Here is a 25355-nt window from a genome sequence, read left to right as displayed (position 1 = left end):
GTTATATTATTTGCGGATCAGTCCTGAAGACTAGGCCGCATTGGTTGCAGGCTTGCCAATTGCTGCGGCAAGAACCTTCTCCTGGGTGAGATTTTCATTCGGGAAATTGCCACGCAATTTTCCCTCGCCAATCACGAGAACACGGTCGCTGATACCGAGTACTTCCGGCATTTCCGACGAAACCATAAGAATGGATACGCCTTGTTTGGCGAGCGCGAATATCAGTTTGTAAATTTCATATTTTGCCCCGACATCAACGCCGCGTGTCGGCTCGTCGAGGATAAGAATTTTTGGATCAGGCAACATCATTTTAGAGAGAACGGCTTTTTGCTGATTGCCGCCAGACAATGATGCAATCGCCAGCATTGGATCTGCGGTCTTTACCTTGAGACGCAGAATTTCACGCTGGATGGTTGCAAGTTCGGATTCCTTGTCGATCAAGCCACGCATCGAAAACCGATCAAGCACGGAAATCGTCATATTGTGACCGACAGCCATGATCGGCAAAATGCCATCGCGCTTGCGATCTTCCGGCACCATGCAAATTCCCTGCTGTACCGCATCGCGCGGGCTTCGGATTTTAACTGGTTTGCCTTCCAGCAATATCTGCCCTTCATGGGCACCGGGCCAGACACCAAACAGGCTCGATACAAGCTCGGTGCGTCCCGCGCCGACAAGGCCGGCGATACCAAGAATTTCGCCGCGTCTTAGTTCAAACGAAACATCATCAACCACTTTGCGGTCTGGATTGGTCACGCCCCAGCAACTGATATTGCGAGCTTCAAATATGACTTCGCCAATATCGTGCGGTTCGCGTGGAAAAAGATTTTTCATTTCGCGGCCAACCATCATCGTGATGATGTCGGGCGTGGTCAGCTCAGCCATCGGACGTGTCGCAATATGGGTGCCATCACGGATGACCGTCACTGTGTCTGATATTTCAGCGACTTCATCAAGCTTGTGGGAAATATAGACGCAGGCCATGCCCTGGGCCTTAAAATCCTTGATCAGATCAAGCAGAATGCGGGTTTCTGATGATGTCAGTGCCGAAGTCGGCTCATCCAGAATAAGAAGTTTTGCATTCTTGTTGATTGCTTTTGCAATCTCGATCAGTTGCTGTTTGCCACCGGTATAATGATAGACGGGCAAAGCGACATTTATGTCGTTAATTTTGAGGCGTGCAAGCAATTCGGTCGCACGCGCATTCATCTGGTCGTAGTCAATAAAGCCGCCTGTGGTTGGTTCGGAACCCAGAAAAATATTTTCTGCGACAGACAAATGCGGCACCATCATCAATTCCTGATGGATAATAACGATGCCTTCGGCTTCTGTATCACGAATGCCGGTGGCTTTAAGCTCCTTGCCCTCCCAGAAGATTTCGCCAGTCCATGTGCCGTGGGGATAGACACCTGAAAGCACTTTCATCAAAGTGGATTTACCAGCGCCATTTTCGCCGCAAAGCCCGACACATTCGCCCGGGCGTACCTTTAGATAAATGCCATCCAACGCTTTTACGCCGTTGAAGTCTTTAACGATGTTTCGCATTTCCAGAAGGTATTCGGACATCAACAATGACCTTGCAGCAATTTTTTAAAATCAGGCTTCATTTAAGCCAGTTCCGACAACGTTGTCAAAGAAAGGCCAGCCATATTAATCTAAAGTTGGGTGCCACAAATATTCTGTGTGGCACCCAAGCTGTAACCGTTATGAAGACGGCAGAAAGAGGAGATTATTTCCCTTCTATCTGTTCCTTGGTGTAGAAGCCGTCAGTTACATAAATATCGACATTGTCTTTCGTCACGGCAGTCGGAGTCAGCAGAAGCGTATCGACTTCCTTGCTGCCATTGTCGATTTTACCGTTAAATTCAGGCTTTTCATCCCGAACCAGCTGAACTGTCAGCTTTGCTGCTTCTTCCGCAATCAATTTCAGCGGCTTGTAGACTGTTACCGTCTGCGTGCCATCAACCAGACGTTTTACAGCTGCCAGATCGCTGTCCTGACCGGAAACAGCAGTTTTTCCTGCAAGTCCTTGCGCAGCCAGAGCCTGAATTGCACCGCCAGCGGTACCGTCATTGGAAGCGACAACAGCGTCAATTTTGTTCTGATTGGCTGTGAGCGCGTTTTCCATAATGGTAAGTGCTTCAGTCGGGCTCCATTCCTTGACCCATTGCGAGCCAACAATTTTGACCTTGCCCGAATCGACAGCTTCCTTGAGTGCCTTTTCCTGACCTGCGCGAAGCAGCTTCGCATTATTGTCGGTTGGAGAGCCGCCAAGCAGATAATAATTGCCTTCCGGCTTTTCTTTCAGCACGGCTTCTGCCTGCATAAAGCCTACACGCTCATTATCGAATGAAATATAAGCATCAATATCCGCATTGAGGATCAGGCGGTCATAGGAGAGAACCTTGATTCCTGAAGCTTTAGCATCGGCAACAACGGCATCGAAAACCTTGGAGTTCATTGGCACGATGACGATCGCATCAACACCCTGCGAGATCAGGTTTTCAACCTGCTTGACCTGCTTTTCTTCATTGCCATCAGCCGACTGGACATTGACCTTGGCGCCCAGCTTTTCGGCGGCTGCGATGAAATAATCGCGGTCGCGTGCCCAGCGCTCTACACGCAGATCGTCAATCGAAAAACCGATGACCGGATTTTCAGGCGATGCAAGTGCAGGGGATGCAGCCATTGCACCGATGCCCAGAGCCGCTGCAACCAGCGCATCTGTCAGAAAATTACGACGTTTCATGCACGTTTCCTCCAATCACCGCCGGCCTTTTGCCGGTTGATAAAAAATCCATCCCGAACGGACCCGTTCAGGAGGCAGCTATGAAACAATCTCGACCGAGATCGCCTATCTTTATCTGGTTGATCCTCCCTGCGGTGCATGCACCAAGATCACTCCAGCAGGACTATATGCAAAGCCAAAGGCTGAAAGCACACGAGTCCATCCTCGAATGCAATTGATACGGAAACAAAAATGAATAGCAAGCATTTTTTGATTTACGTACCTCATTTTTGACCCTATGTTTCGCCCTGAGGAGTGAGAATGAAACCTACCGTGCATGATATAGCCAGAACTGCGGGCGTCAGTCTCGCCACGGTTGACCGTGTGCTGAACGATCGCCCCGGTGTAAGAGCAAAGACGCGCGAACGTGTTACGGAAGCGATGAACGCGCTTGGCTACGTTCGGGATGTGGGAGCGGCCAATCTCGCCCGCGGCAGGCTTTACCAGTTTGATTTCATTTTGCCGGATAATGAAAACACCTTTATGTTAAGCCTGCGGGCTGAACTCGATGCAGCCGCCGGGCGCAGTCTGGCAGAGCGTGTTTTTATCAATCTCATTCTGGTTCCGGCATTTGATGAAGTGGCCCTTGTAAAAGCGCTTGATGAAAGTGCGCAACGCAAGCCGGATGGTGTTGCTTTTGTTGCAATCGACACAGAACCAGTGCGTGAAGCCTGTAAAAGGCTGGCGCAACAGGGCATTAACGCAGTCACCCTGATCTCGGATATAGGGGAGCCGTTAAGGGCGCATTATGTCGGGATTGATAATGGTGCTGCCGGGCGTACTGCTGCGCGTTTGCTTGGGCTTTTTGCAAGTGGAACGGATGGCGCTATTGCCGTGATTGCAGGTTCGCTGAAAGTTCGTGACCATCAGGAGCGTTTTGAAGGCTTTAAAAAAGCTATGGAAACGGATTTTTCAGGGCGTGAGATATTGCCCGTTCTTGAAGGTTTTGACGAGAGTGTGCGCGTTGAAAAGCTGGTGCGTGACCTGCTTGGCAAGCGCCGTGATATTGCCGGTATTTACAGCCTTGGCGCGGGAAACAGCGGTCTTGTTCAGGCGCTTGATATCCATGGCGACACGCGACCTCTGGTTATCGCCCATGAGAGGGATGACGTTACTTCACAGGCATTGGAGGAGGGGTTGATTCATGCCGTGCTTGCACAGGATGCAGGGCATGAAATCCGCAGCGCCATTCGTGTTTTGAAAGCGGCGGCTGACCGTCTTGCCATTGTGCCGGGGCAGGAACATATCCGCATCGAAATTTTCCTTAAAGACAATCTGCCACAACGAAGCTGACATGCAGAGGCTGTGACGCAGACATTATGCATTGACTGGAGTGAATATGTATCTTGGGCTTGATCTTGGGACATCCGGCATAAAAGCACTTCTGATTGATGATCATCAGAATGTGATTGGCTCTGCGCATGGAGAACTTGACGTTTTGCGTCCGCATCCGGGATGGAGCGAACAGGACCCCGCGCAATGGATCAAGGCTTGCGAGATAGCAATTGATGGTCTTCGGGCCAGCCATGCGGAAGAATTTGCAGCCGTTGCAGGTATTGGCTTGTCCGGCCAGATGCATGGCGCAACGCTGCTTGATGAAAGCGATCAGGTTCTGCGTCCGTGCATTTTGTGGAACGATACCCGAAGCTATAAAGAAGCGGCAGAACTTGATGCTGACCCGGCTTTCCGTGCCATTACCGGCAATATCGTATTTCCCGGCTTTACAGCCCCCAAGCTCCTCTGGGTTGCACGCAATGAACCGGAGATTTTTGCGCGGCTGCGCAAGGTTCTTTTGCCAAAGGATTATCTGCGTCTCTGGCTGACGGGCGAATATGTGTCCGACATGTCGGATTCGGCTGGTACAAGCTGGCTGGATACGGGGGCACGTAAATGGTCGCAGGAGCTTCTCGCAAAAACCGGCCTTACTGAAAGTCATATGCCATCCCTTGCCGAAGGCAGTGATGCAACCGGAACATTGCGTGCCGAACTTGCCGCTCGCTGGGGATTATCAAATGCTCCGGTTGTTGCAGGTGGCGCGGGTGACAATGCAGCCTCCGCCTGTGGTATGGGAACGGTGCAGCCGGGTCATGCTTTTGTGTCCCTTGGCACCTCGGGCGTGCTGTTTGCGGCAAACGGGGCGTATCAGCCAAAGCCCGAGAGTGCTGTGCACGCTTTCTGCCACGCGCTGCCCGGCACATGGCACCAGATGGGGGTGATCCTCTCTGCCGCAAGTGCGCTTGACTGGTTTTCCCGCATCACAGGCACCAGCGCACATGCACTGGATGCAGAACTGGGCAGCACGATCAATGCGCCCGGTGCTACCACGTTCCTGCCTTATCTTTCTGGCGAACGCACACCCTATAATGACGCGAAAATCCGTGGCGTTTTCAGCGGTCTTTCTCATGACACAGACCGCAAGGCAATGACGCAGGCAGTCCTTGAAGGCGTTGCCTTTGCCATCCGCGATAATCTCGTTGCATTGCAATCGGCAGGAACTGAGATCAGCTCACTCATTGCGGTTGGCGGCGGTTCGCGCTCAGCCTATTGGCTGAAATCCATAGCAACTGCACTGAATGTGCCGATTGCCGTGCCTGAGGAAGGCGATTTTGGCGCGGCATTCGGGGCGGCGCGCCTTGGGCTGATTGCCGCAAGCGGTGCAGACCCTTTTGCGATCTGCACGCCACCCCGGACAGCCCGAATCATTGAACCGGAACAGGCGCTGATTGCATCCTACAACGAGGCCTATCAGCGCTACCACGCACTCTATCCCGCGCTGCACGCTCTCGCTTGAGAGACCAGATAGTATCATTTGCATCAACATTGGAGGAATATGATGAGCACCGGATTTTTCGGCGACATCCAGAAAATACGTTACGAAGGCCCGGACAGCGATAACCCGCTGGCATTTCGTCATTATAACCCGGACGAAATCGTCCTTGGCAAGCGTTTGGAAGATCACTTACGTTTTGCTGTTGCCTATTGGCATACATTCGCATGGGAAGGTGGGGATCCATTCGGTGGACGCACTTTTGACCGCCCATGGTATAAGGACGGTCTTGAAGCTGCAAAGCTGAAAGCGGATGTGGCGTTTGAATTTTTCTCGCTTCTTGGTGCGCCGTTTTATTGCTTCCACGATGCTGATGTGCGCCCGGAAGGCAATAATTTTGCTGAAAACACCAGAAACCTTGAAGCCATTGTCGATATTTTCGAGCAGAAACAGGCAGAAACCGGCATAAAGCTTTTATGGGGCACGGCTAACCTCTTCTCGCATCGCCGTTATATGTCAGGTGCTGCGACAAACCCGGACCCGGAAGTTTTTGCTTTTGCCGCCGCAACTGTCAAAACCTGTCTTGATGCCACCAAGCGTCTTGGCGGTGACAATTATGTGCTTTGGGGCGGTCGTGAAGGTTATGAAACCCTTCTCAACACAGATCTTGGCCGCGAACTTGATAATATGGGCCGTTTCCTCAATCTCGTTGTCGAGTATAAGCACAAGATCGGCTTCAAGGGCACGATCCTGATCGAGCCAAAGCCGCAGGAACCGACCAAGCATCAATATGATTATGATGTGGCGACGGTTTATGGCTTCCTCAAGCGTTATGGTCTTGAGAATGAAGTGAAGGTCAATATCGAACAGGGCCATGCCATTCTTGCAGGCCATTCATTCGAGCATGAACTGGCGCTGGCTCGCAGCCTTGGAATCCTCGGTTCCATCGACATGAACCGTAATGATTATCAGTCGGGTTGGGACACCGACCAGTTCCCCAACAATGTGCCGGAAATGGCGCTGGCTTATTATCAGGTTCTGCTGGATGGTGGTTTCAAGAATGGCGGCACTAATTTTGATGCTAAACTCCGTCGTCAGTCGCTTGATCCTCAGGATCTGCTAATTGGTCATATTGGCGGTATGGACTGCTGTGCGCGTGGCCTCAAGGCCGCTGCCCGTATGCTGGAAGATGGCGCTTTGGCAAAGCCGCTTGATGAGCGCTACGCCAACTGGTCCGGCGATTTCGGCAAAAAGCTCGCAACCAGCCTTTCGCTGGAGCAGATTGCCGCTGAGGTGGAAGCAAAAGATATTAATCCACAACCAAAATCCGGTCGTCAGGAATATCTGGAGAATGTGGTCAATCGCTACGTGTGATCGATCTGAGAATGGAAAACCCGCTCATTGAGCGGGTTTTTTTTAAGAAAAGCCCGAAAGACGTGAAATGGTTCTCGGGAAACTGCGTGGTTCAGGACAAATATTTTGCCATTTATCTGGGGGGACATAGTCTCGTTCTGCTGTAGCGACAGAATCCAGTTTTGATCAAGGCATTATGGAAGGAAATAATTAACAGTCTTTAATAAGTTCATTGATAGTTATGTATATTAAGGTTTACTACTTTTACATAATGTGCTTATAGGTAGCAAATTTATAGTCATGCTATATGGGCTGAATTAGGGGTTGAGGCTTGCTGTAGAACGTGTTTCTACTACGGGGGATTTATGAAAATTTTGTCTAGAAATGCCAAACTGGTCCTGGGCTCGACAGCTATTGTCGTTGTCCTTTCTGGCGCGGTTGCATTTTCTGCGGATGGCACTGTTGTAAATGGCGCGGCTTATACGCTTGCAAAAGACGCTGTTGACAATATCTCAGGTCAGACTTACAAAGCTGAAACAAGCGGTGCTTCCAGCAAACGTGCATGGGGTGTGCTTGTTCACTCAAATTCCACACTTGATGTTTCCAATGTAGTTGTCGAAACAAAAGGCAGTAAGGCGCATGGCATTCAGGTCGGAGCCTCTGGTGGAAAAAATTACACGGGCAATGATGCTTCCCTTATCCGTCTGGGGTCCGGGGTTTCGGTGGAAACTTCAGGTTCTGATTCGTTCGGGCTGCATGCTATTGATGGCGGAAGCATATCAGGTGCCGCCAAGATTGTGACAGTCGGCAAAAATGGCTTTGGTGCATTTGCTGAAAGTGGCTCGGAAATCGCGTTGGATGGCGCCGATATTACCACATCGGGCGTAAGTGCACATGGCATTATCGCCAATAATGATCAGGACGTGGATGCGGGTAAAGTTTCTGCCAGCAACTCGGTTATCAAAACGACAGGCACAAATGCTACGGGTGCTTATGCAGATGATGGTGGTCTGGTTACGCTGACAGACACTGTAATCGAAACAACCGGCTTAAATGCATATGGTGTTTTCTCCACTGAGCGTGGTCAGGCGGATGTTAAAGGTGGCAGCATCACCACCGATGGTAAACGTGGCTATGGTCTTCTGGCGATAAAAGACGGTACAATTACCAGCAATGCGGATATTACCACCAATGGTGAAGCCGCGCATGCTGTGCAGGCTGGTGGCAACGGTACTAATTCCACAGTTTATGATGGTTCCACAGCCGGAACAGTCAATCTGACGGGCGGTACGATTACCGTTAACGCGCAGGATGGAACGAGCTGGGCGACGGCCCTGCATGCTGTCGATCAGGGCGTTATCAATGCGGATAATGTAAGGATCGTCAGCAAGAGCTATGGTGCGATTGCTGAATCAGCATCAACCATTAACATTGCGAATTCAGAAATTGTCACATCTGGCAAAGATACCAGTGCTTTGGTTGCCAATAATGATCGTAAATCAGTTTACAAAGATCAGACAGCCCAAGGTGGCGTGCTTAATGTTGTAAACACCAATGTCACAACATCTGGCGCCTATGCGCATGGTGTTGTCGCAACCTATGGTGGCAGCGTTACCCTTGATGGTGGTACGATTACAACGACCGGTGATCAGGCATCCTCGATTGCCGTTGTCGGTTCAAGTCGTGTCGAGGTCAAGGATACGTCGCTTTCATCTGAAAATGCTGCCACTGTAAGTGTTCTTCTGAATTCTGATGCAGATGTAGCGGATATCGTTTTCGGTAAGGGAACTGTGGCTACAGTCAATAATGGTACTTTGCTTCAGGTCAATCGCGTAGAAGGTGGTCTGGACGGCACAGTTAATTTTACGCTTGATGCAGGTTCGCAAAGCAAAGGCGATATTGTTGACGAGGCCGAGGATAAGGTTGGTCAAACCAACTTCTTCGTCAAAGAAGGTGCAAGCTGGACCGGTTCGATACGAGGCATCAAAGATATTACCACTGAAAAAGGTAGCACTTTGAACTTTGGTGAGAATACCTCTATTGCTGGCAATCTTGTTCTGGTTGGCAGTAAAGCTGAATTCCACCCTGAAGGTGCGTTTATTGCCGGTGACTTGACGCTCCATGCAGGTTCATCGACAAAGGGTGGCCATAATACACCAATAATCTTGGGTGGTGATGCGCTCATAAACCCACAGTCTGTCCTTGGCGGAAACTGGATAATTTCCGGTAATGTTACGAGTAATGGTTCGATTGGGCCGGGTAATTCGCTTGGCGTAATTACTGTTGGTAAAGATCTTACACTGGGCAGTGAATCGACTTATCTGGTCGAAATAGATAAAAATGGCAATTCTGATCGTATAGAAGTTAATGGAACCGCAAACCTTGCTGGCTCTGTCAAGGTTACTCCATTGGATGGGTATAAGATTGGCAGTGCCTATACGATTTTGACCGCAAACAGTTTTGGCGGCACAAAATTTGACAATGTTGAGTTTAGCGAAGATCTGGTGTTCATCGATCCTGAGCTTAGCTACACAAAAGAAGCTGAACAGGTTGCCTATCGGTCTGCGTTGCCGCTTGATAAGCAGGAAGTTCAGTTGACGCTCAGCCGAAATGATGTTGCTTTTTCCAGCGTGGCCGAGACTGCTAATCAGGCAGCAACTGCTGATGCGCTTGATAGCCTGAATTTACAGAATACATTGGTGAATTCTGTTTCCCTGCTGGATGCCTCCGGTGCCCGTCAGGCATTTGAGCAACTCTCAGGTGACAGCTATGCATCGAATAAATCCGGTTTGATCGAAACGTCTCACCTGAGCGCTGATGCTATCAATGAGCGTCTGCGTGGGGCATTCGATGGGGTTGCAGCAACGAATGTCCCTGCATTGTCCTATGCAAAGGTTTCGAAATCTTCCGGCGCACAGGCGATTGATCGTGCAACCTCGGCAGAGGCCTCAAATAGCTATGCGCTCTGGGCAACCGGTTTTGGCTCCTGGGTTAATCAATCTGGTAACGACAATGCTGGTGGTTTGAAAACTTCGGTTGGCGGCTTCATATCGGGTGTAGATTTTGCTCTGCAATCCAACTGGAGGCTTGGTATTGCCGGTGGGTATAGCAAAACTGATCTGGATGGGAAAAACCGTTCATCCTCTGCCACCAGCGATAACTGGCATCTGGGAATTTACGGCGGTAATCAGTGGGATGCTATCGGCCTGCGTTTGGGTCTGGTGCAGAGCTGGCACAAGATTGATGCGTCACGCTCGGTATGGTATTCCGGTTTTGAAGATAGCTTGAGTGCAGATTACAACGCCCGTTCGCTTCAGGCCTTTGGTGAAGTCGGTTATCGTATTGATACGGCATCTGCTTCGTTTGAGCCATTTGCAAATCTTTCGCATATCAGTTTGCGCACGAATGGCTTCACCGAGCAGGGTGGCAACGCGGCTCTGTCCGTTGAGAAAGATACGACAAACACGACCTTTACAACATTGGGTCTGCGTGCGGCCTCAACGATTGCCCTTGGTGCCACAAATGCCAAATTGACGGGAACGCTTGGATGGCGCCATGCATATGGCGATATTATCCCATCATCTCTTCAGTCCTTTGGCGGCAGCCAGGCATTTAGTGTAGATGGCGTGGCTATTGCCAAGGATGTTGCAGTTCTTGGAGCAGGCTTTGAAGTCGATTTGAGCAAGATTTCCACACTTGGCATTAATTATAGTGGCCAATATGGAAATGGAGCCAAACAAAATGGCTTTAACGCTACTTTGAATGTCAGGTTCTGAGCCAAATTAACAAAACTCGCCCGGTTAACCGGGCGAGTTTTTTTGTATATTATATGAAATTAAAGCTTCTGTTCAGGCTGGTCCATATCAGGTCGCTGTACCTGCCTTTATTTCGACCATCGTCCCGTGATTTTACGGTCACAATAATAATCCAGCATCCGTCTGCAATATTTCCGAAAGCCAAGTGATACCAGGGGTGAACTGGTGCTCGAATGGGTTCCATATTGAAAGTAGCGCCACACTGGTGCCATAAGGTGTGTGGATAGGCGCTCGCCACCAAGGTTTTGCGATAAATTAAGAATTTTTGACAAGCTGCATCAGTCATTGTTCAAAAACAAATGACTAGAGCTATTTGTATGTTTGAGATAATAATTAGCCTGTCTGATATTATGAGGTTTTAGTGCTTAGTGTTTCTTATCTGACAGCTGCCGGTGCAGGTGCCCTGTCGTTTCTTTCGCCCTGTGTCCTGCCACTGGTTCCGCCTTATCTTTGCTATATGGCGGGTGTGAGCGTGGAAGATTTTCGTGCTGACAAGCAAGCGCGTATTGCGGCAGCTCCTTCACACAGGCGTTCGCTTGCTTTTGCAGCTATTTGCTTTGTACTCGGTTTTACCACTGTTTTTGTCGCTCTTGGCGCCGGTGCATCATCGATTGGTGCTTTCCTGCGTATGTGGCAGCAGGAAATTGCAATGGTGGCCGGTGTTGTCATCATCCTGATGGGCCTTAATTTCCTTGGGGTGCTGCGGTTTTCTTTTCTGTCGCGTGAGGCTCGTTTTCAGGCAAGAAGTGCACCCGCAACACCATTGGGCGCTTATGTGATGGGGCTGGCTTTTGCATTTGGCTGGACACCGTGTATTGGCCCGGTTCTGGGGCCGATCCTCACCTTGGCAGGCGGCAGTAATACAGTCGTCGAGGGCGCAGCGCTTTTGGCCGTTTATTCGCTGGGGCTTGGTATTCCGTTTTTGATTGCTGCCCTTTTCTCGGGCGCTTTCATGCGATTTTTATCCCGTTTTCGTGTCCATCTGGGTAAAGTCGAAAAAGCCATGGGCGTTCTTTTGATTATGGCTGGCATTCTTTTCCTGACAGGCGGAATGCAATCTTTCTCTTTCTGGCTGCTTGAAACATTTCCGGCTTTGGGCAGACTGGGATAAAAGCTGTAAGCTTCCATATACGCTTTGATGCTATTGAGCAGAGAAGCCTTCAATCATTCTGGACGATATCATGACCGAACGTACCTGCCTTTCCATCGTGCTTGCCGCTGGCGAAGGCACACGTATGAAATCGAATTTGCCAAAAGTGCTGCATCAGGTGGCAGGCTTGCCGCTCGTTTCACATGTGGTCAAAGCTGTCCAGGGCACAGGCAAAAGTGATGTTGCACTGGTGGTCGGACGGGGCGCTGATGAGGTGCGTAGCGCGGTCGAAAAAATCACGGATGGCGTTTCGGCTTTCGAGCAGAAAGAGCGTCTTGGTACGGCCCATGCAGTTCTGGCTGCGCGTGAAGCAATCGAACGCGGCTATGATGATCTGCTGATTGTCTTTGGCGATACACCGCTTATTGAAGCGCATTCATTACAGGCGGCACGCAACAGGCTTGCGGATGGCGCTGATGTTGTCGTTATAGGTTTTCGCCCGGAAAGTTCGCATGGCTATGGCCGCCTGATCGAAGAAAATGGCAAGCTGATAGCGATTGTTGAGGAAAAGGAAGCCACCGAACAACAGAAGCAGATTGGTTTTTGCAATGGTGGGCTTATGGCTGTTCGCGGTAGCCACGCGCTTGCTTTGCTTGATGCGGTTGAAAATAAAAACGCCAAGGGTGAATATTATCTCACCGATATTGTTGCGCTCGCCCATGATAAATCTTTGAATGTGGTGGCGATTGAAGTGCCTGTTGATAATGTGATTGGCATCAATAATCGTGCGGAACTCGCTGAAGCTGAAAAGATCTGGCAGAACCGCAAGCGTCAGGAAATGATGCTGGCGGGTGTTACGCTTGTTGCACCGGAAACGGTGTTCTTTTCGCATGATACGCTGATTGAATCCGATGTCATCATCGAACCAAATGTGTTTTTCGGGCCCAATGTTTATGTGGCATCCGGTGCGCTGATTCATGCTTTTTCGCATATAGAAGGCGCCAGAATTGGAGCGAATGCCGAAATCGGGCCATTTGCGCGTTTGCGTCCGGGGGCAAATCTCGGTGAAAAATCCAAAGTTGGAAATTTCTGCGAGGTGAAGAATGCAGAAGTCGGCAAGGGCGCCAAGATCAATCATCTAACCTATATCGGTGATGCTATTATTGGAGCATCGAGCAATATCGGTGCAGGCACAATCACCTGCAATTATGACGGATATAACAAGTTTAAGACCGTGATTGGCGAAAACGCCTTTGTTGGTTCAAACAGTTCGCTGGTGGCACCTGTATCGATTGGTGACAATGCCTATATTGCATCAGGCAGCACGATCACAAATGATGTACCTGCTGATGCGCTGGCTTTTGGTCGCGCACGACAGGAAACCAAAGAAGGTCGTGGAAAGTTGCTGCGTGAAAAAAATGCTGCCATCAAAGCGGCTAAAACTGCGTCGAAATGATTAGTAAACAGAGTGAAGAATGACAACCCATCGGGTTGCCGTTCAGCTTTAGAAGTTTTAAATCGCAGCAATATGCGTAAATCTCGGATTTGGAGCACAATATGTGTGGAATTATCGGCATTATCGGCAATGACGAAGTCGCACCGCGTCTTGTTGATGCGTTGAAGCGGCTTGAATATCGCGGTTATGATTCTGCCGGTATTGCCACATTGGTGGATGGAACGCTTGATCGCCGCCGCGCCGAGGGCAAGCTGGTCAATCTTGAAAAGCGCCTTGCGGCTGATCCGCTTCCGGGTGTGATCGGCATCGGTCATACCCGCTGGGCGACACATGGCAAGCCGGTTGAGCGTAATGCGCATCCACATATCACACCGCGTCTGGCTGTTGTGCATAATGGCATTATCGAAAACTTTGCCGAACTGCGCACAATGCTTGAAGCCGACGGTTACAGGTTTGAGACCGAAACGGATACCGAGGCTGTCGCCCATCTCGTGACGCGCGAACTGGAAAAGGGAAAATCGCCGGTTGAAGCTGTGCGTGATAGCCTGCCCTTGTTACAGGGCGCTTTTGCGCTTGCTTTCCTGTTTTCCGGCGATGAAGAAACGCTGATTGGTGCGCGGCAGGGACCGCCTTTGGCTGTTGGCTTTGGCGAAGGTGAAATGTTCCTTGGCTCTGACGCTATTGCATTGTCACCATTCACCGACACGATTGCCTATCTTGAAGATGGCGACTGGGCTGTGCTGACCCGTAAGGGTGTGACCATCTATGATGAGAATAATGTGCAGGTTGAGCGCGAGATTCAAAAATCGCAGACCGCCAATATGCTTGTTTCCAAGGGCAATCACCGTCACTTCATGCAAAAAGAGATGTTCGAGCAGCCGGAAGTCATCTCGCATACGCTCGCTCATTATCTCGACTTCACGACCGGTAAAGTACGTGAAGAAGCGGTCAAGATCGATTTCAGCAAGATTGACCGTCTGACCATTTCGGCCTGCGGCACCGCCTTTTATGCAGCTTCAGTCGGCAAATACTGGTTTGAACAAATTGCGCGTCTGCCGGTTGATAGCGATATTGCTTCAGAATTCCGCTATCGTGAAATGCCGCTTTCAAAAGATTCGCTGGCAATGTTCGTTTCGCAGTCCGGTGAAACCGCTGATACGCTTGCATCATTGCGTTATTGCAAGCAGCAGGGCTTGAAAATCGCTTCTGTGGTCAATGTTACCGGTTCGACCATTGCACGGGAATCCGATGCTGTTTTCCCAACACTTGCCGGTCCTGAAATTGGCGTGGCCTCAACCAAAGCTTTCACATGCCAGCTTTCGACCATGGCATCGCTGGCAATTGCCGCTGCAAAAGCGCGTGGCGTGATTGATGAAAAACGAGAACAGGAACTGGTTCGGGAACTTTCCGAGGCACCACGTTTTATCAATCAGGTTTTGAAGCTTGAAGAACAGATTGCGGCCGTTTGCACCGAGCTTTCAAAGGTCAATCATGTGCTATATCTTGGCCGTGGAACTTCTTTCCCGCTGGCTATGGAAGGTGCGCTGAAGCTCAAGGAAATTTCCTATATCCATGCCGAAGGCTATGCTGCCGGTGAGCTGAAGCACGGTCCGATCGCGCTTATTGATGAGACCATGCCGGTCATTGTCATTGCACCGTCTGATCGTCTCTATGAAAAGACCGTTTCCAACATGCAGGAAGTGGCAGCACGCGGCGGTCGTATCATTCTGATCACCGATAAAAAGGGTGCCGCAAGCGCAAGCCTTGATACGATGGCGACCATTGTCTTGCCGGATGTGCCGGAATTTATCGCTCCGCTTGTTTATGCTTTGCCGATCCAGATGCTCGCCTATCATACTGCTGTTTTGATGGGTACGGATGTTGATCAGCCGCGCAATCTGGCAAAATCTGTTACGGTTGAATAAAATAAAAATGGCCGCAGCGATGCGGCCATTTTATTATCCCGCGCGCAGCAACCGGATCGCCTCATCACGACCAAAGAGATAGAGCAATACCCGCAGCGCCTGTCCCCGCTGGCTTTCAAGATCAGGATCGCTGTTCAGAATATAGCGGGCATCCTTGCGTGCTATTTCCAGCAGATCACCATGCGCTTCGATGGAAGCAAGCCGAAAACCCGGCGTGCCGGATTGGCGGGTGCCGAGCAACTCGCCTTCGCCGCGCAGTTTCAGATCTTCTTCGGCAATACGGAAACCATCTTCCGTTTCCCGCATGACCTTGAGCCGTGCCTGCCCGATTTCACCAAGCGGCCCTTTATAGAGCAGCAGGCAGGTGGATGGCTTGTCGCCACGCCCAACACGTCCACGCAACTGATGCAATTGCGAGAGGCCAAAACGCTCGGCATGTTCGATAATGATGATAGTTGCGTCCGGCACATCAACGCCAACTTCAATGACGGTAGTGGCCACAAGCAGCCGTGTTTCGCCCTGCTTGAAAGCACGCATGGCTTCGTCTTTTTCAGCGCCATTCATGCGTCCATGAATAAGGCCGATCTTGTTGCCAAAACTGGCTTTTAACGATTCAAACCGTTCTTCTGCAGAAGTCAGTTCGACGAGTTCGGATTCTTCCACAAGTGGGCAAATCCAGTAAATCTTCTGTCCTTCATGGATGGCCTTTCGGATACGTTCAACCAGTTCGTTCATCCGCTCCATGGGTAGAATTGCCGTGGTGATTGGCTGGCGTCCGGCTGGTTTTTCAGTGAGTTTGGAAACATCCATATCGCCAAATGCAGTGAGCACCAGCGTGCGCGGAATGGGTGTCGCTGTCATGACCAGCATATCAGGTGCGGTGCCTTTGGCAGTCAGCATCAGACGCTGATGTACACCAAAACGGTGTTGTTCATCGATGATAACGAAAACCAGATCGTGATATTCGACCTTCTCCTGAAACAGTGCGTGGGTGCCGATGACAATATCGATATCCCCGTTTTTCAGGCCTTCAAGCGTGGCTGTGCGCTCCTTGCCCTTATCGCGGCCTGTGAGCAGGGCCACTTTCAGGCCAGCTTTTTCGGCCAAAGGTGCAATGGTTGCAAAATGTTGTCGTGCCAGAACTTCCGTTGGTGCCATCAATGCTGACTGGCCGCCGGATTCTGCGGCATGTGCCATCGATAAAAGACCCACAACCGTTTTGCCGGAACCCACATCTCCCTGCAAAAGCCGCAACATGCGTTCTGGTGATTTAAGGTCGGAGATGATCTCGCGCACTGCCTGATCCTGACCTTTGGTCAATTGATAGGGCAGGTGGCGCATGATTTCAGTGACAATTCGTCCATTGCCTTCAAGCGGACGCCCTGAAAGGCGGCGCGTTTTGGCCCGTACCAGCGCCAGAGCCAGTTGGCCTGCCAGAAATTCATCATAGGCAAGCCTGCGCCGTGTGATGCCTTCAAGCGCGATATCGCTTGGGTCTTCTGGCAGATGTATTGTTTCCAGCGCAACTTTGAATGGTGCAAAACGTTCACGCGCAATCAGCGGCCCGTCGATCCATTCAGGTAGAACAGGCACGCGTGTCAGCGCTTCTTTCATCGCGCGGCCAAGGGTTTTCGATGAAAGGCCAGCGGTTAACGGATAAACCGGCTCGACCAGCGGCAGACTGGCCGCATCTTCCAAGCTTGCGATATAATCCGGGTGCACCATTGAGGCACGTCCATTGAACCATTCGACCTTGCCGGACACAATGACGGTTTCGCCTTCGGGCAGCATTTTTTCAAGCCAAGGCAATTGTGCATGGAAGAAGGTGAGAGCGATTTCGCCGGTATCATCATGGGCAAACACCCGATGCGGGACATTGCCTTTGCCGCGCGGTGCCGGCTGATGCTGATCGACTTTCACCTCCAGCGTGACAATTGCTCCCTCTTGCGCAAAAGCGATGCCGGGGCGGTTGCGGCGGTCTATAACACTATGGGGCGGCAGAAACAGAAGCTGACCAACCTTAGGTTCAGTGCCGGGCACATCTGTGCCCAATAATTTGCCAAGCAGAGCTGCCACTTTCGGGCCAATGCCGGAAAGTGAGCGGACGGAAGCGAAAAACGGATCAAGCAAAGACGGACGCATAATCGGAGCATTAACTGCTTTGCTTTGATGTGCAAGCCATTGAAATAGTTTTGTACTATTTTTGTTCTTATTACGGAAACGGGTTCCCACTTGCATGGATGATGCTATATACCGGCAACATATTTTTTAACGGAGCGCACAAACAATGACTGGCAGCACACTTGCGGCAGGAAATCTTGATGTAAGGCGTCGCAAGCTTTTGTTTCGCGCCTGGCATCGTGGCATGCGTGAGATGGATCTGATCCTTGGCCAATATGCCGATCAGTATCTTCCCGGCTTTACTGAAGCTGAGCTTGACGAGTTTGAGCATATTCTTGAAGTGCTGGACCGTGACCTTCTGAAATGGGTGACAGGTGAAAGCGAAACACCGCAGGAATATGACACGCCTTTATTCCGCGACATTATCGCTTTCCGTGACCGTATAGAATTCTGAGAATAAATACCGATGCCCGTATTCAGCAAACTTGGTCTTAAAACCGGCTCAAGCTTTAAAAATGGCCAGCATATCGTCATTGATGGCGTTGCTGATGGTTTTGAAGCCTTTTGTCTTGCACGACTGGTTGAAGAGATTGGAGAACGCGGGCCAGTTTTATATATTGTGCGTGATGGTCAGCGCATTGCCGATCTCGAACAGGTGCTGAATTTTGTCTCGCCGGACCTGCCGGTTCTGCATTTGCCGGCATGGGATTGTCTGCCCTATGATCGTGTATCGCCGGGTGCAGATGCTTCCGCACGCAGGCTCTCGGCGCTTGGCGCTTTGGCTTCTTTGAAACGATCGCCGCATCCGGCCATTATTATCACGACAGCCAATGCCATTTTGCAAAAGCTGCCGCCACAGGCGGCGATTGCGGAACAGGTTATTTCTGCACGTCCCGGCAATCAGCTCAATATGAATGATCTGGGTGCACGGCTTGAGCGCAATGGTTTTGAGCGTGTTTCGACTGTGCGCGACATTGGCGAATATGCGGTGCGTGGCGGCATTCTCGATCTTTATGCACCAGGTTCGGAAGAACCGCTGCGGCTTGATTTTTTCGGCGATACGCTTGAAACAATCCGCGCATTTGATCCGGCTTCGCAGCGCACCACGGGCGCACGCAAGGAATTCACGCTTCAGCCAATGAGCGAAATTTCGCTCTCAGCCGATATGATCAGCCGTTTTCGCAAAAATTACGTGGCGATGTTTGGCGCACCGCAACGTGATGATGCGCTTTATCAGGCAATCAGTGAAGGGCGCCGCTTTGCCGGTATGGAACATTGGCTGCCGCTCTTTTACGACAATCTTGAAACCCTATTTGATCATGCAGGCGGTATGCCGGTGGTGTTTGATCATCTGGTGCATGAAGCACTGAGTGAACGCCACACAATGGTTGTCGATCACTATGAGGCGCGTCTGAGACAGGCGGAAGGCAAGGAGCCGGGCAGCGATTCTGTGCCTTATAAGCCGGTCAAGCCGGAAACGCTTTATCTGACACCTGAAGAAGTCGAGGCAATTGCAGCAAGCAAGGGGCTGCGGATTGATTTCACACCATTTGGTGCGCCGGAGGTTTCGGGGCGTGTGGTCATTCATGCCGATGTGCATAAGGGCCGCAGCTTTGCCGAAGAACGCGCTGCAACCGATGTGAACCTGTTTGAAGCGGCAGTGAAACATATTGCTGATCTGCGTGCTGCGGGTAAAAAAGTGCTGCTGGCCGCATGGTCGGAAGGCTCGCTTGATCGTTTGTTGCAAGTGCTGGACGAGCATGGGCTGGAGAAGATCGAGACGGTGGATCGGCTCTCAATGGTCAAGGCGTTGTCGCGCGACAAGATCACGGCGGCGGTTCTGGCGGTTGAAAGTGGTTTTGATGCGGGTGATCTGGTTGTTGTTGCCGAGCAGGATATTCTTGGCGACCGCCTTGTGCGCCGTTCCAAGCGCCGCAAGCGCGATCAGGATTTCATTTCCGAAGTTGCATCGCTTTCGGCTGGTGATGTTGTTGTTCATGTCGATCACGGTATTGGTCGCTTTATAGGGCTTAAGACGATTACGGCAGCGGGCGCGCCGCATGATTGTCTGGAAATTCATTATGCCGGTGATGATCGGCTGTTTCTGCCCGTTGAAAATATCGAGCTGTTATCGCGTTTCGGGTCTGAAGGTTCAGAGGCTGTTCTTGATAAGCTTGGTGGCGGCGCATGGCAGATGCGCAAGGCCAAACTCAAGAAACGCCTGCTTGAGATTGCGGGTCATCTGATCCAGATTGCAGCCGAACGCCAGATGCGTGGTGCGCCGGTTATGCAGCCACCCGAAGGGCTTTATGCAGAATTTGCCGCCCGCTTCCCTTATGACGAAACCGAAGATCAGCTTCGCGCTATCGATGCAATCACCGATGATCTTGGTGCCGGAAAGCCGATGGATCGTCTCATCTGTGGTGACGTTGGTTTCGGTAAAACCGAAGTGGCGCTTCGCGCCGCTTTTGTTGCAGCTTTAAGCGGCTTTCAGGTGGCAGTCGTCGTCCCGACCACATTGCTGTCGCGCCAGCATTTCAAGACTTTCTCAACCCGTTTTCATGGTTTGCCGGTCACTGTTGCCCATGCATCGCGTCTTGTCGGGGCAAAGGAACTTGCCGCTACCAAGAAGGGGTTGGAAGATGGCACAGTCGATATTGTGATTGGCACCCATGCGCTGCTGGGCAATTCGATCAAGATCAAAAATCTTGGCCTTCTTATCATTGATGAAGAGCAGCATTTTGGTGTGAAGCATAAGGAGAGGCTCAAGGAGCTGAAATCTGACATTCACGTTCTGACCCTTTCGGCCACACCAATTCCGCGCACATTGCAGTTGGCACTGACGGGTGTGCGTGAGCTTTCGCTGATTACGACACCACCCGTTGACCGCATGGCCGTGCGTACTTTTGTTTCACCATTTGATCCGCTGGTCATCCGCGAAACATTGTTGCGTGAGCGCTATCGTGGTGGCCAGAGCTTCTATGTCTGTCCGCGCATTGCCGACCTCAGCGAGATTGAAGAGTTCCTGAAGGAACATGTGCCTGAGCTGAAAGTGGCCGTAGCCCATGGCCAGATGGCGCCGGGCGTGCTCGATGACATCATGAATGCATTTTATGACGGGCAATATGATGTGCTTTTGTCGACGACTATCGTGGAATCCGGCCTTGATATTCCAACCGCCAATACGATGATCGTGCATCGCGCCGATATGTTTGGCCTGTCGCAGCTTTATCAGTTGCGCGGACGTGTGGGCCGCTCCAAACAGCGTGCTTTTGCACTGTTCACACTGCCTGCAAACCGCACTCTGACCCCTACCGCCGAGCGTCGTCTTAAAGTGCTGCAATCGCTTGATACGCTTGGTGCGGGTTTCCAGCTTGCAAGCCACGATATGGATATTCGCGGCGCGGGCAACCTGCTTGGTCAGGAACAGTCGGGCCATATCAAGGAAGTGGGTTTTGAACTTTACCAGCAGATGCTGGAAGAAGCTGTTGCGACGCTCAAGGGAACGATTGAAGTTGAGGACAGCCAGTGGTCGCCACAGATTGCCATCGGCACAGCCGTGATGATCCCGGAAGCCTATGTGCCGGATCTGCAATTGCGTCTTGGGCTTTATCGTCGTCTTGCTGATCTTGCCGAGCCGCAGGATATTGATGCATTTGGCGCAGAGCTGATTGACCGTTTCGGCCCATTGCCGGAAGAGGTTCAGCATCTGTTGAAAATCGTTTACATCAAGGCACTTTGCCGCCGCGCCAATGTTGAAAAGCTGGATGCCGGTCCGAAGGGCGTGGTTATCCAGTTCCGCAATGCGACATTCAACAATCCGGTTGGTTTGGTAAAGATGATCGGCGAACATGGCTCCATGGCCAAGATCAGGCCGGATCAGAGCATTGTCTTCATCCGCGATTGGCCAACGCCTGAAAAGCGCCTGAATGGATCAGCCGTTATCATGACGCAGCTTGCCAAAATTGCGGCGGGTTAACCCGCCGCTGATTAGGTTTATCGATCTTCAGAAATACCCGGCTCAAAGCCTTCTGCCGTTTGCTGGATGGCATCGGCGAGGGCTGAAGCTGATTGCGCACCCATGACAGCATATTTCTGATCAATGATAAAACACGGAACACCACGTACACCAATGCGATTGGCGGTGTCGATTTCTTCGCGGATTGTGTCCTTGTCAGCATCACTTTGCAAAAGTCGTGCAACGATGGGGGCTTCCATGCCGATGCTTGCGGCAGCATCCACCAGAACCTCATGGTCGCCAATATCCTGTCCCTGCTCGAAATAGAGCGAGAACAGCCGTCCCACCAGCTTGTCTTGCAGACCGGGACCAGCCTGTGCTGCCCAATGGATCAGGCGATGCGCATCAAGCGTGTTGGGCGCACGGGTAATTGCCTCAAAATCAAAGACAATATCGTTTTCTTCACCAAGCTCGGTGAGCTGTTTGTGAATATCATCGATCTTCGAGCCATTGCCGAATTTTTCGCGCATATAGGTCTCACGATCCTTGCCTTGCGCAGGTATTGCCGGATCAAGCTGATAAGGGCGCCAGCGCACTTCTGCATCAACCTCCGGCGTCATCTCAAGTGCCTGTTCAAGTCTTTTGCGGCCAAGGAAACACCATGGACAGACGACATCGGACACAACGTCGATGGTGATTTTTCTGATGGTCATAAGGTGCTCCATTCAGCAGGCGGCAGGATTACCCTGTCGCTGACTTCTTAATTTTAGATCGAAAATATAGGGTGAATTAGACTGCGATCAACAAGGCCTATTGCTCTGCCTGCCACCATGTTGGCAGATGATAGCCGTAAAGCGATGTTTTTTCAGGGCGTCCAATCCGGTCCCAGCGTGCAACCCACTGATAAGGCAGGTAATAGAGCGGGATATAATAGTCGCCCGAGATGAGAATGCGATCAAGCGCACGCACAGCACTTACAAAGTCATCTCTGTCGCGTGCTGCAAGTATCGCCTCGATCATGGCATCAACCGCCGGATCGGCAACGCCTGCATAATTGAAGCTGCCCTGTGCATCGCGCGATGCAGAACCCCAACGCATCCATTGCTCATTGCCGGGGGAAAGCGAGCCGGTCAAAGCACCAAGGATCATATCATAATCGAAGGTTTGTAAACGTTGCTGATATTGCGCATCGTCAGCGCTTCGAATTTCGACATTGATGCCAAGTCGTGCAAGATTGCGCTTATAGGCCAGCGCTATTTTTTCTTCATCCACAGAGCGCGTCATGATTTCAAATTGCAACGGCTTGCCGGATGGGTCTGTTGCCTGGCCGTTTTCAATCGAATAACCGGCCTCAATCAGAAGCTCATAAGCTCGTTTGGCCGGGCCGCGATCATGCCCGGTGCCGTCGGTTTTGGAAGGCCGCCAGCTTCCATCCATCACGTCCTCACGCACGGCTTTTGGAAAAGGTGCAAGCAGTTCACGCTCGCGCGCATTGGCCGCCTTGCCAATTGATGATAATTCCGAGCCTTGCCAGAAGCTTTGCAAACGATTGTACTGATCTGCAAAAAGATTGCGATTGGCCCATTCAAAATCAAACAACAAGCCAAGCGCTTGCCGCACGCGCGGGTCTTCAAATACCGGGCGACGTGTATTGAAGACAAATCCCAGCATATTTGCAGGGGTGCCTTTTTCAAAGCTTTCCTTGATGACCTTGCCCTGTGTCACTGCCGGGAAATCATAGGATTTTTCCCAGCGGGTCGGGTTGGCTTCAATGAATACATCAAGCAGTCCCTTTTTAAAGGACTCAAACAGCGCGGTTTCATTGCGATAATATTCGATACTGAATGTATCAAAATTATCAAAACCGCGTCGCACAGCCAGATCTTTGCCCCAATAGTTGGGATTTTTCTTATAGATGATCCGCTGTCCTGGCTGCACATTCGATATGATATATGGTCCACTGCCAAGCGGTGGTTGAAGGGTGGAATTGCCAAAACTGGCCGGGTCGATTGCATGTTTAGGCAATACGGGCATATTTCCGGCAATCAGCAGCGGAAATTCACGATCTGACTTGTCATTGAACACAAAGCGCACCGAGCCTTCGCCGGTTTTTTCGATTTTTTCGATGCGGCTCATGCGGTTGTTATAAGGTGGCCGGCCCTTTTCAGTCAAAATATCATAGGTAAACAGCACATCATCGACAGTTACAGGTTGTCCATCAGACCACCTGGCTTGCGGGTTGAGGGTGAACTCAATCCATTTGCGTTCAGGATCGATTGCAACTTTTTCGGCAAGCAGACCATAAAGCGTGAAAGGCTCGTCACGCGAGCGTTGCATCAGCGTTTCATAGACCAGATTGCCGAAATCCTGATCGCCAAACACGCCGCGTGCTGTTGTGCGCATGCTTTTAAGCACAAACGGATTAAGGCTGTCGAATGTGCCCACAACACCTGTTCTGAGTGTTCCGCCTTGCGGAGCATCGGGGTTGGCATAGGGAAAATGCGTAAAACCGGCAGGAAGCGCAACATCGCCATGCATTGAAAGTGCGTAATCCGGCGTAACATTGTTTGCTGCATGCGCCGGGGCATGAGCGGCAAAAATGCCGATCATTCCAGCAAAAGCTGCTTTGCGGAAAAGAGCAAACAATTCAGTCAAGTTTTTGCATCCTGTTCAACTTCAATAAGCTCACTGTAAATAAATGTGAAATCTTATCATTGATTCGTATGGCGAAATTAGCATGTTCCTTGCCCCGATGCCGATCAAGAGCGTGTCTGAGGCGTTACAGTGCAAATTAAAACAGAGAATATGTTGCATTTTGCTCTCTGAATGCATTCAACCATCTGGATTCATGCGGCAACTCGTTGTAACACCACGCACAGATCGGGATTGTTCATACCCGGAGGTCACGCTGTTGCCGCATTTTCAAATCAGTGACGGTCTATCGCTGACTCAAAACAGAGACGGAAGATCAAAGCCTTGAAAGGAAACCGTTGATCATGACCAGCACGAAGACAATCGCTGCCGCATCTGCATTTGCTGGCGCGTTCGCCCTGCTTGCCTCTGCGACAATGCCGGCAGCCGCACAGCAGCCCCCGCAGGGCTGGTTCAAGGTTTGCTCAAAACAGGAAGACAATGACATCTGCAATACGCAGAACATTGTGACCGCTGACTCAGGCCAGCTATTGACCGCTGTGAACCTCATTGAGATCAAGGGCAAGATCAACCGCAAGATTTTTCAGGTCACTGTACCAATCGGTCGTCTGATTCCTGCGGGCGTTGGCTTGCAGATCGACAACAACAAGCCAACCAAGCTTGAATATGGCATCTGCTTCCCGGATCGTTGTATTGCTGAGGCTCCGCTCTCTGTCGATCTGATCAATGCGCTCAAGAAGGGCAGCAAGCTTACTCTGACTTCGGTTAACTACCAGAACAAGCAGAACCCGATTCCTGTTGCGCTGACCGGTTTCTCGGCAGCTCTTACCGGTCCGGGTCTCAAGCAGTCTGAACTTGAAGAACGCCAGAAAGAACTTCAGGATGCTGTTGCAAAGCGCCAGAAGGAATTCGAAGAAAAGATGAAGGCTGAACAGGCCAAGGCAAAGGGTGCAGCGAATTAATTTGCGCTGTGCATGAATTGATAAAGGGCGCTTTTAGCGCCCTTTTTGTTTGTACACCTTGTTCCGAAAACCGGCTTTCCGCTTTTCGGGATGTGCTCAGTTTGCATGGAGCTTGACGCGATATGATCCATTCTCAAGCTTATCAAACATTTCCCTGATCTGCGGATGGCGCAGGGGTTTATCGCTTATGTCCGCTATGAGATTCTGCTCGGAAACATAGGCCATATATTCGGCCTCCTCGTTTTCTGCCAAAAGATGATAAAATGGCTGATCGCGGCGTGGCCGTGTTTCTGCGGGAATGGAATCATACCATTCTTCCGTATTGGCAAATTCCGGATCGACATCGAAAATGATTCCGCGAAATGGAAACAGTCGATGTTTGACAATCTGTCCGATCTGAAACTTGGCGTGTTTTATCTGTGTCATACCCATGGAACATATGTAGTTCATCGGCTGCAAAATTAAAGC

16 protein-coding genes are annotated in these 25355 nt (G+C 50.9%); 10 read left to right on the top strand and 6 right to left on the bottom strand.

The annotated features are described in order from the left end of the window. Positions 1–30: 30 nt before the first annotated feature. Both FHY56_RS14470 and xylF read right to left on the bottom strand, forming a co-directional pair. Positions 31–1566, bottom strand: a complete 1536-nt coding sequence (locus FHY56_RS14470; protein ID WP_140905870.1) for a xylose ABC transporter ATP-binding protein — start codon at positions 1564–1566, stop codon at positions 31–33. A 163-nt stretch (positions 1567–1729) separates the two neighbouring features. After that, the gene (gene xylF / locus FHY56_RS14465) at positions 1730–2749 is read right to left on the bottom strand and encodes a D-xylose ABC transporter substrate-binding protein (protein WP_140905869.1); all 1020 of its coding nucleotides are present in this window, start codon (positions 2747–2749) and stop codon (positions 1730–1732) included. A gap of 300 nt (positions 2750–3049) precedes the next feature. Here xylF and FHY56_RS14460 point away from each other — a divergent pair, with 300 nt between their 5' ends. The 7 genes from FHY56_RS14460 (at position 3050) to glmS (ending at position 15194) form a co-directional block, all read left to right on the top strand. Next, complete coding sequence (locus FHY56_RS14460; protein ID WP_140905868.1) at positions 3050–4081, top strand: LacI family DNA-binding transcriptional regulator; 1032 nt, start codon at positions 3050–3052, stop codon at positions 4079–4081. A 46-nt stretch (positions 4082–4127) separates the two neighbouring features. After that, positions 4128–5579 (top strand): xylulokinase, encoded by a 1452-nt coding sequence (xylB, locus tag FHY56_RS14455; RefSeq protein ID WP_140905867.1) that lies wholly within the window; start codon positions 4128–4130, stop codon positions 5577–5579. Positions 5580–5621: 42 nt separating this feature from the next. Continuing rightward, on the top strand, positions 5622–6929 hold the full coding sequence (gene xylA / locus FHY56_RS14450; RefSeq protein ID WP_140905866.1) for a xylose isomerase: 1308 nt from the start codon (positions 5622–5624) through the stop codon (positions 6927–6929). 344 nt (positions 6930–7273) lie between these two features. Next, positions 7274–10684: an autotransporter outer membrane beta-barrel domain-containing protein gene (locus tag FHY56_RS14445; protein ID WP_140905865.1), complete on the top strand. Its 3411-nt coding sequence runs from the start codon at positions 7274–7276 to the stop codon at positions 10682–10684. A 400-nt stretch (positions 10685–11084) separates the two neighbouring features. Continuing rightward, entirely contained in the window at positions 11085–11834 is a 750-nt protein-coding gene (locus FHY56_RS14440) for a cytochrome c biogenesis CcdA family protein (protein ID WP_140905864.1), read from the top strand. A gap of 70 nt (positions 11835–11904) precedes the next feature. Next, a complete protein-coding gene (gene glmU / locus FHY56_RS14435; protein ID WP_140905863.1) occupies positions 11905–13269 on the top strand; it encodes a bifunctional UDP-N-acetylglucosamine diphosphorylase/glucosamine-1-phosphate N-acetyltransferase GlmU in 1365 nt (454 codons plus the stop codon). A 101-nt stretch (positions 13270–13370) separates the two neighbouring features. Continuing rightward, positions 13371–15194 carry a glutamine--fructose-6-phosphate transaminase (isomerizing) gene (glmS, locus tag FHY56_RS14430; protein ID WP_140905862.1) on the top strand — a complete coding sequence of 608 codons (1824 nt, stop codon included), beginning with the start codon at positions 13371–13373 and terminating at the stop codon, positions 15192–15194. A gap of 33 nt (positions 15195–15227) precedes the next feature. On the opposite strand, the gene recG is transcribed toward glmS, so the two are convergent. Further along, the gene (gene recG / locus FHY56_RS14425) at positions 15228–17336 is read right to left on the bottom strand and encodes an ATP-dependent DNA helicase RecG (RefSeq protein WP_140905861.1); all 2109 of its coding nucleotides are present in this window, start codon (positions 17334–17336) and stop codon (positions 15228–15230) included. 145 nt (positions 17337–17481) lie between these two features. On the opposite strand from recG, the gene FHY56_RS14420 reads away from it, so the two are divergent. After that, on the top strand, positions 17482–17769 hold the full coding sequence (locus FHY56_RS14420) for an FAD assembly factor SdhE (protein ID WP_140905860.1): 288 nt from the start codon (positions 17482–17484) through the stop codon (positions 17767–17769). 12 nt (positions 17770–17781) lie between these two features. Beyond that, positions 17782–21294, top strand: a complete 3513-nt coding sequence (gene mfd / locus FHY56_RS14415) for a transcription-repair coupling factor (protein WP_140905859.1) — start codon at positions 17782–17784, stop codon at positions 21292–21294. Between the two features lie 17 nt (positions 21295–21311). Here the strand turns inward: mfd and FHY56_RS14410 are convergent, their stop codons facing one another. Then, on the bottom strand, positions 21312–21986 hold the full coding sequence (locus FHY56_RS14410) for a DsbA family oxidoreductase (RefSeq protein ID WP_140905858.1): 675 nt from the start codon (positions 21984–21986) through the stop codon (positions 21312–21314). Positions 21987–22083: 97 nt separating this feature from the next. Continuing rightward, the gene (locus tag FHY56_RS14405) at positions 22084–23883 is read right to left on the bottom strand and encodes an extracellular solute-binding protein (protein ID WP_140905892.1); all 1800 of its coding nucleotides are present in this window, start codon (positions 23881–23883) and stop codon (positions 22084–22086) included. Positions 23884–24269: 386 nt separating this feature from the next. Here FHY56_RS14405 and FHY56_RS14400 point away from each other — a divergent pair, with 386 nt between their 5' ends. Beyond that, positions 24270–24887 carry an invasion associated locus B family protein gene (locus FHY56_RS14400; protein WP_140905857.1) on the top strand — a complete coding sequence of 206 codons (618 nt, stop codon included), beginning with the start codon at positions 24270–24272 and terminating at the stop codon, positions 24885–24887. A gap of 96 nt (positions 24888–24983) precedes the next feature. Here the strand turns inward: FHY56_RS14400 and hspQ are convergent, their stop codons facing one another. After that, entirely contained in the window at positions 24984–25319 is a 336-nt protein-coding gene (hspQ, locus tag FHY56_RS14395; RefSeq protein WP_140905856.1) for a heat shock protein HspQ, read from the bottom strand. Between the last annotated feature and the right edge of the window lie 36 nt (positions 25320–25355).

Origin of the sequence: Brucella gallinifaecis (genome assembly GCF_006476605.1) — a bacterium.
GTDB classification, from domain to species: domain Bacteria; phylum Pseudomonadota; class Alphaproteobacteria; order Rhizobiales; family Rhizobiaceae; genus Brucella; species Brucella gallinifaecis.
This window is presented reverse-complemented; position numbering and strand designations above follow the sequence as displayed.

Bases quoted from the DNA above. Each gene is read 5' to 3' on its own strand.
- FHY56_RS14405 (WP_140905892.1), bottom strand. From the start codon at position 23,883: ATGATCGGCATTTTTGCCGCTCATGCCCCGGCGCATGCAGCAAACAAT.
- mfd (WP_140905859.1), top strand. From the start codon at position 17,782: ATGCCCGTATTCAGCAAACTTGGTCTTAAAACCGGCTCAAGCTTTAAA.
- FHY56_RS14460 (WP_140905868.1), top strand. From the start codon at position 3,050: ATGAAACCTACCGTGCATGATATAGCCAGAACTGCGGGCGTCAGTCTC.
- FHY56_RS14470 (WP_140905870.1), bottom strand. From the start codon at position 1,566: ATGTCCGAATACCTTCTGGAAATGCGAAACATCGTTAAAGACTTCAAC.
- hspQ (WP_140905856.1), bottom strand. From the start codon at position 25,319: ATGGGTATGACACAGATAAAACACGCCAAGTTTCAGATCGGACAGATT.
- xylF (WP_140905869.1), bottom strand. From the start codon at position 2,749: ATGAAACGTCGTAATTTTCTGACAGATGCGCTGGTTGCAGCGGCTCTG.
- FHY56_RS14410 (WP_140905858.1), bottom strand. From the start codon at position 21,986: ATGACCATCAGAAAAATCACCATCGACGTTGTGTCCGATGTCGTCTGT.
- glmU (WP_140905863.1), top strand. From the start codon at position 11,905: ATGACCGAACGTACCTGCCTTTCCATCGTGCTTGCCGCTGGCGAAGGC.
- xylA (WP_140905866.1), top strand. From the start codon at position 5,622: ATGAGCACCGGATTTTTCGGCGACATCCAGAAAATACGTTACGAAGGC.
- glmS (WP_140905862.1), top strand. From the start codon at position 13,371: ATGTGTGGAATTATCGGCATTATCGGCAATGACGAAGTCGCACCGCGT.
- FHY56_RS14400 (WP_140905857.1), top strand. From the start codon at position 24,270: ATGACCAGCACGAAGACAATCGCTGCCGCATCTGCATTTGCTGGCGCG.
- recG (WP_140905861.1), bottom strand. From the start codon at position 17,336: ATGCGTCCGTCTTTGCTTGATCCGTTTTTCGCTTCCGTCCGCTCACTT.
- FHY56_RS14420 (WP_140905860.1), top strand. From the start codon at position 17,482: ATGACTGGCAGCACACTTGCGGCAGGAAATCTTGATGTAAGGCGTCGC.
- FHY56_RS14445 (WP_140905865.1), top strand. From the start codon at position 7,274: ATGAAAATTTTGTCTAGAAATGCCAAACTGGTCCTGGGCTCGACAGCT.
- xylB (WP_140905867.1), top strand. From the start codon at position 4,128: ATGTATCTTGGGCTTGATCTTGGGACATCCGGCATAAAAGCACTTCTG.